9 protein-coding genes, 1 pseudogene and 1 riboswitch are annotated in these 13,725 nt (G+C 39.3%); of the genes and pseudogenes, 3 read left to right on the top strand and 7 right to left on the bottom strand.

Annotated features, from left to right (window positions below; translation table 11 throughout):
- Nucleotides 1-11 precede the first annotated feature (11 nt).
- Nucleotides 12-196, bottom strand: a riboswitch (cobalamin riboswitch).
- Between the two features lie 63 nt (nucleotides 197-259).
- Entirely contained in the window at nucleotides 260-1,252 is a 993-nt protein-coding gene (locus CH377_RS14330; RefSeq protein WP_100724449.1) for a catalase family protein, read from the bottom strand.
- Nucleotides 1,253-1,277: 25 nt separating this feature from the next.
- A complete protein-coding gene (locus tag CH377_RS14325) occupies nucleotides 1,278-2,132 on the bottom strand; it encodes an SDR family NAD(P)-dependent oxidoreductase (RefSeq protein WP_100724448.1) in 855 nt (284 codons plus the stop codon).
- Nucleotides 2,133-2,367: 235 nt separating this feature from the next.
- Here CH377_RS14325 and CH377_RS14320 point away from each other — a divergent pair, with 235 nt between their 5' ends.
- Nucleotides 2,368-2,907 (top strand): Crp/Fnr family transcriptional regulator, encoded by a 540-nt coding sequence (locus CH377_RS14320; RefSeq protein WP_243402097.1) that lies wholly within the window; start codon nucleotides 2,368-2,370, stop codon nucleotides 2,905-2,907.
- A 45-nt stretch (nucleotides 2,908-2,952) separates the two neighbouring features.
- Here CH377_RS14320 and CH377_RS14315 read toward each other — a convergent pair whose 3' ends face one another.
- The 3 genes from CH377_RS14315 to CH377_RS14305 all read right to left on the bottom strand — a co-directional run bounded on the left by CH377_RS14315 (nucleotide 2,953) and on the right by CH377_RS14305 (nucleotide 6,936).
- Nucleotides 2,953-4,131 carry a two-component system sensor histidine kinase NtrB gene (locus tag CH377_RS14315; protein WP_243402098.1) on the bottom strand — a complete coding sequence of 393 codons (1,179 nt, stop codon included), beginning with the start codon at nucleotides 4,129-4,131 and terminating at the stop codon, nucleotides 2,953-2,955.
- Nucleotides 4,132-4,334: 203 nt separating this feature from the next.
- Nucleotides 4,335-6,122: an alginate export family protein gene (locus CH377_RS14310; protein WP_207797653.1), complete on the bottom strand. Its 1,788-nt coding sequence runs from the start codon at nucleotides 6,120-6,122 to the stop codon at nucleotides 4,335-4,337.
- Nucleotides 6,123-6,414: 292 nt separating this feature from the next.
- The gene (locus tag CH377_RS14305; protein WP_100724445.1) at nucleotides 6,415-6,936 is read right to left on the bottom strand and encodes a hypothetical protein; all 522 of its coding nucleotides are present in this window, start codon (nucleotides 6,934-6,936) and stop codon (nucleotides 6,415-6,417) included.
- A 66-nt stretch (nucleotides 6,937-7,002) separates the two neighbouring features.
- Between CH377_RS14305 and CH377_RS14300 the strand changes: the two genes are divergently transcribed.
- Both CH377_RS14300 and CH377_RS14295 read left to right on the top strand, forming a co-directional pair.
- Nucleotides 7,003-7,185, top strand: coding sequence for a hypothetical protein (locus tag CH377_RS14300; protein WP_100724444.1), 183 nt, complete (start codon nucleotides 7,003-7,005; stop codon nucleotides 7,183-7,185).
- A 76-nt stretch (nucleotides 7,186-7,261) separates the two neighbouring features.
- A complete protein-coding gene (locus CH377_RS14295) occupies nucleotides 7,262-10,789 on the top strand; it encodes a nitrate reductase (RefSeq protein WP_100724443.1) in 3,528 nt (1,175 codons plus the stop codon).
- A gap of 5 nt (nucleotides 10,790-10,794) precedes the next feature.
- On the opposite strand, the gene CH377_RS14290 is transcribed toward CH377_RS14295, so the two are convergent.
- Together CH377_RS14290 and CH377_RS14285 are read right to left on the bottom strand one after the other, a co-directional pair.
- Complete coding sequence (locus CH377_RS14290; protein ID WP_100724442.1) at nucleotides 10,795-13,269, bottom strand: SpoIIE family protein phosphatase; 2,475 nt, start codon at nucleotides 13,267-13,269, stop codon at nucleotides 10,795-10,797.
- A gap of 133 nt (nucleotides 13,270-13,402) precedes the next feature.
- Nucleotides 13,403-13,725: pseudogene (locus CH377_RS14285) on the bottom strand (TetR/AcrR family transcriptional regulator); the annotation flags it as partial.

The following is a 13,725-nucleotide window of genomic DNA, read 5'->3' as shown; positions in this document are numbered from 1 at the left end:
CGGATCACGTAGCTTCAGGATTTTTGTAAGGTCGTTTTCTGACTCGAGATCTTCCTACTCAGCACGTCTTCCCAGGTTTTTAAACCCAGTGACATCTTGTGCCTTTTGTCCCTCTTACAGCGGCGGGTACCGTGACGGAATTGCACCGTCTTCCCATAGATGGAGACATCTATGTTCCTACAAAAATAGTCTGAGATTTCAGGATCTATTTAGGTGAGTGATTTTGTATAGTATTTTATTTTCGATCGAGCAAAATTCTCTAGACCGCTCCTCTACCTTTTTGACTAGCGAGATATACATGTTTTCTCGCTCTCATGACATCTCCCAAAGGTCTATGTTCTAATAAAGCTTCCCAAGGATCAAAAATTGTATCTTCGATCTTCGATTGTAAGGATAGACCGGGCTCGGACTCAAAATCCTGAGTTGGGATTGTTAGAGTAGCGAGCGTAACGTAAGGCGCTTCTGATTCAGGCCAATTAACAGATGCATCTTCGATTGGTGTTGTTTTTTCATCCGTAAAGAATTGGGCTTGGAATGTATAAACCAGAGGACCTTTTGAAAGTTTTGATTTAATATCATTTGCCCAATCTTTAGATGCATCTTTGTTTGGAGTTACACCAGAAGGAGGAAGAAGTCTAATTCTAGCTGCATAAGGACCGAACGCAATCGGGGCCGCACTATAAAAAGGTTCTGTAGCAAATCCGCTAAAAGGTTTATTAAAACTTTTAGATACTTTTTTTATTCTGGCAAATGCTCCGAAAAATCCGTAAGTGGAAAAAAGGTATTTTAATAATGGACCTCCTCCTTTAGCAGCTGCGGTAACCACGCCTACGAACTCTTCACTTTTGGGAGAAGAGAAAGCTTCTAAATTGATCAATAAAAAATCCTGAGCCGAAGTATTACCGTTCTTTAATGCACTCGGACCATTCACACCTAGGATTTTTAATGCAAATCCCCTGATATCTCCGACGGTATCAGGCTGTAGTTTCATACTTCCACTGGATAAGCGGATCCAAACGTCCTTTGTGCCTGTTGTAGAAAATAAACCTTGTTTCGCATAATCAGGAATATTGGATAAAACTTCAAACTTCGCCTGTAGTCCTAAGATCTGCTTTCTATGCAATGTGCGACCTTTTCCGAATTTGGAAGAGTTTACTTTTTGGATCTTTTGGAATGCTTTTACATATTCAGCAAAACGAATCTCCTCATCCGGAGAAATATCTTCTTTCCATTCCTTGCTAATCGGTTTCATAGAGTCTCCTTAAAAATATCCACAGTTATACTTTTTGTTTTTTCTTATCCAGTCTGGATTGGGCCGCTTTTAATTCTGAATCCGTAAGTTTAATGCTGAACTCGGGAAAATGTCTAAATAGAAAGTATTGGAGCCAAGAATCCCAGCCAGTATAGCCGATGAATTTTTTGTTCGGTATCCATTTTAGGATGGCCTTTGCTACGGAATCAATCGTATGAATTCTATTTAATGCAGAACCCATTTCGATTTCTTTACTCAATTCAGGTTTGTCGGTATTCTCCTTTTCCAAACCGGGAGTGTCTGTTGTAGGAGGAAGAAATAATTTTACCTTCACTCCATGAAGCATCATCTCTTGGCGAAAACCTTGGGCAAAACCCACAATCGCAAACTTACTCGCTGAATAAGCTCCGTATCCGTAGATAGAAAAAAATGCAAGTGTAGAGGCTAAAAATACGATCTCACCACTTTTTTGTTTGGAAAAATGATCACTAAATGCAAGTGCGCTATTCACATGGCCGAAAAAGTTCACATCCATTAGATTTCTATAAACTTCGTCGTCTAGATCGGAAGCTTCTCCCGCTTTTGCAAAACCACTGCTACAGATTAGAATGTCCAATCCTCCTAAGGCCTGGATTACCTTTTTGGCTTCTTTTTCGATGGCCTTTTTGTCTGAAACATCTAAGACCACGAACCCGAATACCGCTGTTGGAGCTCCTACAGCTTTCAATTCCTGGACAGTTTTTTCTAAATTAGATTTCCCTCTGGCAGAAACGATTACACTTGCTCCCGCCTTCGCTAATTGGATCGCAATTCCTTTGCCTATACCCGCGGAACCGCCTGTAATAAAAACTTTTTTGCCTTTGTATCTGCTGAATGACATATTGAAAAATTCTCTTCGATGCGGGCAAGGTTTCCCTTTTTGGGAAACTATTCAATCTAATTCGAAACTTTTTGTATAAAGAATTAGAGAACTTGTTCCAAAATCTCAAATTCCCCGTTTGGTACCAAAACAAATCTTGCCTTTTCATTCCTATAATACTGAATACGGGAGAATCTAAGGCTTCAAGATGCATGAGATACCTTTACTGGAAAACCTAAGGAAGAAGATCCCTAGTTTGGAAAAAAATTGGGACCGTTATACCTCTATGTTAAAAGAAAAGAAAGTCCCGGCAAAAACTGTTCTGATCAAAAGGGGAGTTTATACCAAAAACATATTTATCGTTAAAAAAGGATGCCTACGGTTAAAGTTTGAAGATAAGGGCCGAGATATTACGATCGCGTTTTTCCCTGAGAATAGAGCGATCACTTCTATCCATAGTTATAGAGGAACTTATAAAGATAGCCAACTCAGTGTGGAGAGTATAGAACCCACTGAATTATTAATCTTAAGCGGAGAAGATGCTGAAATTATCTATAAGGAGAATGAGGACGTCCGAGGTTTTTTATTGGAATATGTTGCTGAAAGATTTGATACTTATATGAACTTGTTTTTATCCAGGATCAGGGATAGTCCGGAACAAAGATATTTGAATCTGATCAAAGAGCAACAGGATATAGCAAATCGTATACCTCAACATTATATCGCTTCTTTTTTAGGGATCACTCCTGTTTCATTGAGTAGGATCAGGAACAGGATCTGGAAAGAACAGAAATAAACCTCTTATAAACTTTCTAAAGGGTAGAAGTAGCCGGAATTTCTTCTATTCCACGACCGGAAAATAAATGGAGAATTTTGTGCCTAATCCAAGTTCACTTTCTACTTTGATCTTTCCTTTATGATTTTCTAAAATACCGTAAACGATAGAAAGTCCAAGCCCGGTCCCCTTACCAGGTTCTTTGGTCGTGAAGAATGGATCGAATATTTTACGGATTGTCTTTCTGTCTATTCCAGTCCCGCTGTCTAAAATTTCTATCACAGCGGTTTTTTGGATCTTTTCCGGAGAAATAAAGTCTCCTTCTTCCATTTTTAATTTGATGGAAAGTAAGCCCCCGTTTGGCATCGCATCTTTTGCATTTAAAAATAAGTTCAGAAATACTTGATGGATCTGAGTATGATCCGCTTGGACCATGATAGGATCTTGTGGAAGATCCGAAATTACTCGGATAGAATTAGGAAAAGTAGAAGAGGCTATATGGGTCGCTTCGGATAATAGATCGTTTAAGAGGGAAGGTTTCAGATCCGACTCAACCTTTCTTGCTAAAGTCAAAAGTTGTTTGATCAATGAAGATCCTCTTTCCGCTGTCTTTTTAATAATTTCAGAATATTGTAAGATCTTTTCCGGATGTTCTGAACTCTTTTCTAAAAGGGTAGTGTAGCCTAAAACTACCGTTAGAATATTATTGAAGTCATGGGCAACTCCCCCAGCGAGAGAACCAATTGATTCCATTCTTTGTGAATGGATGAGTTGTTTTTCTAATTCATGATGTTTTGTGATGTCTTGGAATTGAGCTGCAAAATAATTCGGATCTCCTTTTCTATTTCGTATTAATGTTGCATCGACCTGAACCCAGAGTTGATGTCCATCTTTATGGATATATCTTTTTTTCCTTTTGAATATGGATATTAACCCTTTTAGGAATTGATCTTTGGACCGAAGGTCTTCCTCCAAATCATCCGGATGAGTGATATGATCAAAATTCATTCCAACTAATTCGTTTTCTGAATAACCTAAAATTTGAGAAAGTGCAGGATTGGAACTGATAAACTTTCCTTCCAATGATATGATCGCAAATCCGTTCGGAGAATGATAAAGTATATTCTTAAATTGCGCCGCCTGACAGTACCATTCTTCCCAACCCATCTCTTTAGGTAAAAAATCCTTTTCTAAATAACCGGAGGGTTTGTTTATTTTTGGAGGAATTTCATCGCAGTTTTGCATAACCTTCTCTTCCATGCTATTTAAGACAGAGAGCGCGACGGTTTTCGTCTTAACTATTGTTAATAAATTATGTAGCTATTTTGAGATCCATTTAGTAACGAATCATAGTCTAAGTTACTCTAGAGAATAAGAAGGAGTTTGACTTCTCTCAAAAAAAGAAAGGAGAGGTCGAGACTTCGACCCCTCCCAAGGAAAGGATTGCCTTATAGGGAGGCGGAGACCATGAGATAAAAGAACTTAGAAGTATCATCGAATGTATATCTGTTCTCAGGGTTAGAAGCATAAGGATTTGTTCTTTCATTCCCGATCGCTTCTTTAGCTTTTACGAGAGAGAGCCCCATCCAGATCGAAACAGATTCTGTGTAATTATAGATCCAAGTAAAATCATACTGATAGAATAATCTTCTTCCTAATCTAGAATTATCATATGAGAACTTATCGTTAGAATAATTTTCAGTGCTTGCTCCAGTATTTGGAACCCCTGAGACCTTATACCAGGCATCCTGCAAATTTGCTTTTTGAGTATCGTAAATCGCAAATATGAACATCCCATATTCTGTTTTGAGATTTGCTCTGACTGAATAAGATTTTATATTTTCAAATCCGGCCATTAAAGATTGGCCGTTCATAGTATTCCAATTTGGAAAAGAACCTGCGATCTGAGGAAATAAACTCTGCCAGGTTCCTACCTTAGAATCGGATCTATTCGGATCTCCGGATGCGTATGTATAACCTAAACCTAAGCGGATCCAATCGTTGACCTTGATCCCGGTATCCAAAGAGAGAAATTTTGTGTCGTACTGAACCTTCTCCGTATAAATGTTTTTACCGTTACCCGCTTTTTGATCTAAAATGTCCCAATCCGCCTTTACTCTATCCCCGGTCATTCCTGATTGCCATGCTGATTCTATGGTCCAGTCCCAGATCTTTCCGGCTGGTAAAAGATTATTATTCGTTCTATTGGTGAATCTAAAACCTGTGGTCAGTAGGTCGTCTCTTTGTTTTAAACGATTATCAAAGTCTGTAGGATTTGCATTAGGGATCCATTTTTTTGAAACTTCGAACAAATATAGATCCAGGTGAGCTTCTTCCCCGAACTTGATCGTATTATATGCACCGAAAAAATAAGCCTGGTCTATAGAGCCCTTAGATCTTCCATTGCTTGTGGTCAAACCGTAAGGTGCATCATACTGGTTGGACAAGATTGTTCCGAATACATGTGATCTAAACCATTGAGAATCATGGACAAATCTAACTCCATCAAATGCAAAACCTGTATGGAGCCAATTTAGAGGGCCGACAATTTTAAGATCCCCGAAAGCGAATACCTGTCTTCCCACAAATACTGACACGGGAAGTTTATCAGTTTTTTTGAATACTATATAAGCTTCTCTAATATCGGTATTATTCCTAATATTCACATTGGTAGAAGTAGTCGGAGTCAAAGTGGTTCCGGCGCCGGTGCTGAGTCCGTAAGTCCAATTGCCAGCATTTTGAGGAGTTTGGCTTCCTCCCCAAAGTCTGCTGTCTTGTATGGTAACTTTGATTGAATAATAAGGAGAAGGATCGAATAAGAACCAGAGCTGTGTATTCTGTCCTACAAAAGAACTGTAATCATCTGTCTTCTTATTGAAGTCAGGATTCTCTCTAGCTTCAAATCTAGGTCGGAGAGAAACTCCTAATTTCAAATTATCCAACCAAAACAGATCCGATTTTTGTGTATCCTTCATTTGTTCAGGGGTAACCAAAAGAGTTCTGAGATGATCTACTGGAATGTTTCCCTTCCAAGGAGAATTATACTTAGGTTCTTGCTTCTTAGTTTTCTGATCAGTGCTTTCTGTCTTATTCGTATCGGAAGAAGAGGGTAGAGGGTTCTGTATTGTTTCCTTTGTATTCTTATTTGGGTCTTCTTCGGAATATATTGAAATGCTAATAACGATAGTTATTAAGAGAAGTATAAAATTAAGTTTCGGTTTCGGAATCGTATTCATCCAGGAGCAACCCACAGTAAAAGTATCTTTCCAAAACTTTTAGCAATTACTGTGCCAATGATATAAAAATATATAAATATTAAATGAATTGGCTATTTGGAACAATCTGCTGAAATTAGGGTCGGGTATCTTCTTTCGTGTTAGTTTATAAAATATACGTAATGTATAAAATGAGTACTTTTTCTAGGAAAACTACTTTTGTAGTAACTTCGACGACTGCAAGATGGGACCAAATTGATAATTGGAATTACTATTTCTGCAAATTTTTATAGATTGGCACGAAATTTGCTGACTAAAAGATGATGTCTATATTTAGTTTTTTACGGAAATTGAATCCGTAATGTTCTATCAATTCCAGTTCGAGTTCATTATTGAAACGAATTATACTCTTAGCGGTTTCTTCCAATGAAATTAGTAAGGGCCCTTTTTTTCCTTCTTGGATCTCTTTTTGAAGATTCCAGAAGTATTTACTGTTTTGAAGGGACTTCTTCTTATCCGTTTGTTTACTTTCAGAAACTCTTTTATAGATCGAAACAAGTTCGCTTGGAGTTTTTATATTTATATCTACTTTTTTTAATTCGTAAGAAAAGTCGGGATCGTGCCCATTTTCGGAAGAATGTTTTGTTTTTGAGATCACGGAAGGGAGAAGTTTAGAAATGTCTTCATAGATCGGAAAGGCAGCAAAAATCCAATTCACAAGATTTAAACAGGAAAGTTTTGCAGGAGATCTTTTGTATTCCGCCCAGACTTCTTCTAAAAAATCCGCTTGGGAATAGAAAAAAAACAAAATTTCATGCTCGTTCTTCTCTTTCATTTTTGGGTTCGAGCCTGGGGGACCCGTTAGTATCCAAGGGATACTTTTTCTTTATATGCAGGATAAATGCCAGATCTAAAAAAGAAAGGCAATTCGTTTATAGCCACTTTGAATCCTAATTCCAGTGCATATTCTACACTTACTGGCCATAGGGGAGAATTGGATCTTGGCTCTAAGAGTTTTGTCGAAGATACTACATTGCAGAAATTCTACACAAACTGCTTCAGAACTGAGGATGAGAAAGCCTGATTCCACTGAAAGCAGATTCCAGAAGCTTCTATTTGTTCCGTTTTCTAAATAATCCAAGGTCTGGCGTGATAATTGCATGAATATAGGCATGCAAAACCCGGAAACCTTTCAGACCACCTGTCCGTACTGTGGGGTGGGTTGTGGCCTAAGGGTGGAAAAATCCGGCCCCCTGGATATATCCGTGAGCGGGGACCTTGATCATCCTACAAACAGAGGAATACTTTGTTCAAAAGGGATGAATTTGCATTATTCTGTCATGGACAGGTCGGACAGACTTCTTTTCCCTATGATGAGGGAAGATCGTTTGGCTCCTCTCAAAAGAACTAGTTGGGAGAAGGCCCTCGACTTGGCCGCTGAAAAATTCAAAAGTTTTATCGAAGAATTCGGACCTGACTCGGTGGGCTTTTACGTTTCGGGGCAACTTTTAACGGAAGAATACTATATTATAAATAAGTTAACTAAGGGGTTTCTTGGAACAAATAATATAGATACAAATTCCAGGCTTTGTATGAGTTCTGCAGTTACAGGATATAAGATGGCATTCGGAGAAGATGTTGTTCCTGTCGGTTACGAGGACTTGGATCTTGCGGATTGTTTTTTGGTGGCTGGTGCAAATCCTGCCTGGTGCCATCCGATTGTATTTAGAAGAATTGAAGCTCGGAAAAAAGAAAATCCGAATATCAAGTTGATCGTGGTAGATCCTCGCAGGACCGAGTCCTGTGAACATGCGGATATTCATCTACAAATAGATCCCGGAACTGATATTTATTTATTTCATGCAATTGCAAGAATTCTAATAGAGAAGGACTGGATAGATCCTAAGTTTATACAAGATCACACGGAAGGATTTGAGGAATTAAAGACAAAAGTTTTTGAAATTTCGGTTTCTAAAGCCGCGGAGATCTGCGGGATTTCTTCCGAACTAATTTATGAGACTGCAGAATACATTTCTAAAGCAAATGGTTTTATTAGCCTATGGGCAATGGGTTTGAACCAAAGTGTGGTTGGAGTAAGTAAAAATTTAGCTCTTATCAATCTTTCCCTTCTTACAGGCCATATCGGTAAACCTGGTTCAGGCCCATTCTCCTTAACCGGACAATCCAATGCGATGGGAGGAAGAGAGGTTGGAGGACTTTGTAATCTTCTTCCTGCGCATAGAGATCTCGAAAATCCGGAACATAGAAAGGAGGTCGCAAAATTTTGGGGAGTAGATTCTATCTCGGAAACTCCGGGTTATAGTGCGACTGAAATTTTTGAAAAGCTTGCTTCCGGTAGAATGAAAGCAATCTGGATCATCTGTACAAATCCTGCTGTAAGTCTTCCTGACGTGAGGTCTGCAGAATCGGGCCTTCGTTTGGCTGAGTTTGTGGTCGTTCAGGATATTTCTGCAGACTCAAGTGTGATCCCTTTTGCGGATCTTGTTTTACCTGCTGCAGGTTGGGCGGAGAAAAAAGGCACAATGACTAGCTCCGACAGGAGTATTTCAGTTCTTTCTAAAGTTTTAGAACCTCCAGGCGAGGCAAGAGCGGATTCTTGGATCATACAGGATTTTGCGAAACGAATGGGATTTGGTTCTTCTTTCCAATATTCGGATGAAGAAGAAATTTTTCTGGAGCATTGTAGGTTAACCGAAGGAACTAATATAGACATATTAGGTTTAGATTATGAAGAAATTCGTAAACACAGGACCGTAAGGTGGCCTTATCCTAAAAAAGGACATTCTGATAATATAAGATTATTCGAAGACGGGAAATTTTATAGAAAGAATGAAAGGGCTAAGATCCATTCTGTAAGATCCGAAGATGATTCTGAAAAACCGGACGAGGATTTTCCTTTAGTACTTACAACAGGTAGGATCAGGGATCAGTGGCATACGATGACTCGGACCGGTAAGGTCAAAAAATTAAGAGAGCATAGACCAGAACCTTTTTTAGAGATCCACCCGGACGACGCTTATAAATACGATATCAAAGATGGAATGGTGGTAACCATTTCGAGTAAAAGAGGATCCGTTCGGGCAAAGGCACTTCTGACCGAATCAATCAAACGAGGTGTCGTTTTTTTACCGATGCATTGGGGAAGAAAGAACGGAACAGATATATTCAGATCTAATAACCTTACGAGTTCCGCTTCCGATCCTTTTTCAAAGCAGCCGGGGTTCAAAATTTCAACCGTCCGTATCACTCCTTATAAAAAACCCAAAGAGAAAATTCTCATCGTTGGCGGTGGAACCGCGGCTTATGCATTCTTAAAACAATATAGAGATCTTGCTCCTGGCGATGATATTACCGTAATGTGTAGAGAGGAAAATCCGTTTTATAATAGGGTGCTTCTTCCTGATTATATCGGAGGGGAGAAGGAATTCGACGATCTGATGCCTGCAGATCCTGAGGAAGTTAAGTCCTGGAATTTGGACCTGTTCCCGAATAAATCAGTTCAGTTGATCTACACGGAAGGAAAGAAGGTCCGTGATACGGAAGGAACATTATATTCTTATAATAAACTAGTACTTGCGATGGGAAGTTCTCCCGTTTGGCCTACTAAGGTTCCTTCCGAAATGTTGGGAGTGTTTAGTTTAAGGAGTAAAGCGGACGCGGATCGTATCAAAGGTTTTTTCGTACCAAAATCCCATGCATTGATCGTAGGTGGAGGACTTTTAGGATTAGAACTTGCCGCCGCTTTAAAAGGTGTAGGAGTGCAGGTGACTGTTCTTGTTCGATCAGATCGTTTGATGTCCCAAAAACTGGATTCGGTCGGAGCTGATATCTTAAAAGAAGAGATTCTTGCAAGAGGAATAGAATTAATATTTGAATGTGAGATTTCCAAAATAGAAGGAACTGAACGAGTTTCTAAAGTTCAGCTTACGAACGGGAATTTTATAGAACCGGATGGGATCATCTTTGCAATCGGGACTAAACCGAATTTTGAGATCGCAGTGAAGGGTGGATTGGATTGTAATAGCGGGGTAGTGGTGGATTCTTTTTTAAGATCCAGTGATCCGGACGTATATTGTATCGGGGAAATTGCGGAGCATAAAACTGGGACTTACGGAAATATTTCTGCAGTGGATGATCAGGCAAAGATTGCTGCTCAACATCTATTTGGTTATGCGTTTAACGAATACACCGGTTCCTTACATGCCCATATTCTAAAAATCCCAGGTTTGGAACTCGCTACTATTCGTCTTCCTGATGTTCCCATGGAAATTCCTAAGGATAAAAAAGGAGAATTCGAGGAGATCATATTCTTAGATCGTAAAAAACGTTTTTATAAAAAATGTATTATCCGAAACGACAGATTAGTTGCTGCGATACTAATTGGAGACAAATCTTCTTTTAGTAGAATGAAAGACTGGGTCTCTTCCGGCATAGAATTGGGAGATCGTAGGAAACATTTATTGAATGATGGAGAGATGATGAAACCTCTCCAGGGAAAGGTTGTCTGTTCCTGCAATGGAGTAGGCGAGGGCAATATTAGGGAGGCTATACGGGACGGAGAACGGACCTTGGAGGCAATCGGAAGAAGGACCGGAGCGGGAACAGGATGTGGAAGCTGCCGTTTAGAAGTATCCACAATCCTGAAAGGTATGCTAAAAGAAGTTTGAGGTTCTTAATCTATTTTAGATTTAGATGCCGTTAATAAAGCTTCTGCTCTTACCTTGTTTCCATTTTTATAATGTAGCTTACTTAAATGTTCCAAGTTTTTTGAATGGCTTGGATCTCTCATAAGAAGAACTTCTCCAAAGTCGATTGCCTTCTCGTAATTTCCAAGTCTTGCAAGGGCATAAGAAACCCAAAGATATACAGCACTATCATCCGGATATTTTTCGAGATATTTTTGGCCTTCCGATCCTACGTAAATATAATCTTTCTCTTCTATTGCATTCCTAAGTGCTTTTCTACGATTTGATTTTTCGGAGATTGCATCAGGCGCTTGTTGGTTCTGGAAAGGATCATCTAAAATATCCGCAACGGAAGTCATTTCTTCCTTATAAGAAATCCTTACAAGGCTTAGATCGTCTATGATATCTCCTCTGGAATGGATCAAAGCTTCTATCTGTAGTAGTTCTGCTTTTGCTTCTTCCACATCTCTTAAGAATGCTCTTTCGTCTTCGTTGATGATCTGGTTCCCATCCTCGTTTATTCCAAGTTGAACGTCGTCTCTTCCATCGGAACCGATTAATATGACATCATTCGGTTTGAGTTGGAGTGTTTGGACCACGAATATTTCTTCAGGATCTTCTACTCCCACTTTTCTTAACATTCCATTTTCGGATAAGAAATCCGCTCTTCCGTCTCTGTACATCACTACTTGAGGATGTTCTGCATTCACGAAATACATTAGGCCAGATTCTTCGTCTACAATCCCTACTACCATGGAGATCAACATTCTTCCGTCAAAAGAGACGAATACACTTTTTAGTTCATGGTAACATCTTTTGAGCCAATGTTCCGGGAAGAGTTCCTGCATTTCTATAGTATTTTGCGTTCTTGTAACAATGGTCTTAAAGATGGTTCCCATAATGAGAGCTCCACCGGCTCCTTGCATGGATTTACCCATAGCGTCTCCATTAAAGAAAACTAATACAGGCCTTCCTTTTAGTTTGAGGGAGTATACCGCACATAAATCCCCTCCTAGTTCTCCCTGCCAATTCCTGAACTGGAATCTTTTCTTTTGTCGGCAAAGTATTTCCGCTCTTACAATTTCGCTATGCCCATAGTTTCCGGCGAGAGGTTGCATTAATTGAGAAGTTAAGAAATAATCCCCATCTTGTTGGTGTTTGAGTTCTTTGATCTCGGTTAGGCTTTTTTGAAGGTCATTTGTTCTTTGGCGGACCTTCTCCTCGAGACTAGCATTTAGCTCTTCCACCTCGTTGTGAACACGAACGAAACGATTTGCCAATATGAATGCTATCCCCAGGATAAATGCCAGGAAGGTAAAAGGCATGATGAGCGCTGAATTGATAAGCCTGTTTGTCACGGCATAATCGTGTAAACCGCCCAGAGCGATTAAAGCCACTCCGCCTAAAAGTAATCTTGCGTCAGAATTCCCTTTCCAAGCGGATCTTCCCGTTATGAATGAGATATAAGGAAGAACGAAAACTACAGTTAGCCCTGCAATAATTGTAAGTAATAAATCTCGAATATACTGGTTTACGAATATATCCAGGAGGCCTACGATTCCATAAAGCGCAGCGAAATATACTGCAAATTTCGGATGTTTTCCTTGGAAGAATCTTGCAATGAACAAGAGAAGGCTTCCGATGAACATCATGAGTGAGAACTGATCTACCTTAGACTGTAATTGTCTATGAGAACCGAAAAGTATCTCTGCCGTAGAATTATTAGTAAGATGGAATATGGAGAAGAAGATCGCGAATAATCCGAAATACAAATTGAATATATCGCTTGGTCTTCTGATCGCTAAAAGAAGATGATAAAGTCCTACGCTGATATAAACTGCAGCTAATAGAAACGCTACACTTAGCTCTAATCCGAATTTTTTAAAAATAGATTCAGAAAGTCCTAAAGAAACTGTAGGCCCGCTCCAATGGAAAGGTTTTCCAGGGATTTTGCAGATCTTTGCGTATATAAAATTTTCACCGCCTGGACGAAATGCGGCAGCTGGAAGTACAGATACGATCCTTCCGTCTTGTCCGGAAAGATAAGGATCTCTTCTTCCTGTTTTTCCGATTAAACCTAATTTAGAAGTTTCGTTTAAATAAAATTCTGCAAAGTCAGAACTATGACCTGAGTCGATTGCAACCGAGGTCTGCTGATTCATCCAAGCACGGACCTTCTCCGGTAGCGCATGACGTATGGAAATACATCCGTCAAAATTTTGGTAAACATCGTCAGAACTAAAATCAAACGGAACAGTGATCTTAGTTCCTTTTTTGAAGTCTGGATTGGTGTTATTGTCGGAGATAAATTCCCATTCTCCGTTCAAAGAAAGAATAGAATCTTCCGCGATCCAAGAAGCTCTCTCACAATTACCAAGGAAAAAAACTAGGCAGAATATAAGAAGTTTTTGTGAGACAAATCTGTGTAAATTAGATGGAATGAGAAATTTCAGTTTGGTCATTACGATTCTTGTAAAAAGTCTGCTGCAGGGTATAATACCCCGATTTATTGGCAAGAGCTAAATCCTAAGACGTAGCATGATTGTAATTTTCGACCGGGAAAGGTCGGAAAATTATTGAAAACGAGAAATATCTCTAACGTGTGAATCTTTCCGTGAGTAATTCCACCCTTTTGCGTAAAACTTTCGTTTTCGGAAGGTCCGCAGAAAGTCCTTCCAAAGCCAGGAAAAACACTTTTGCGCTTTCCTTATCCCCTAATATCTGTTCTGTGAATTTGATAATTTGGCGTTCGTATTTTTGAATACTCTTCGGAGATAATTTAGAACAGGTTTCATAAAACTCGGAGGTCTTAGGCTTTCCTTCTATTTTGGCCCAAGGTTCTATCAGTATCAATTCACAGACGCGAAGAAGTTTTTGTTTAGCAGAAATATTTTGACTCAAAACCTTCTCCGCTTCTT

This window comes from Leptospira haakeii, from assembly GCF_002812045.1.
Taxonomy (GTDB): Bacteria; Spirochaetota; Leptospiria; order Leptospirales; family Leptospiraceae; genus Leptospira_B; species Leptospira_B haakeii.
This window is presented reverse-complemented; position numbering and strand designations above follow the sequence as displayed.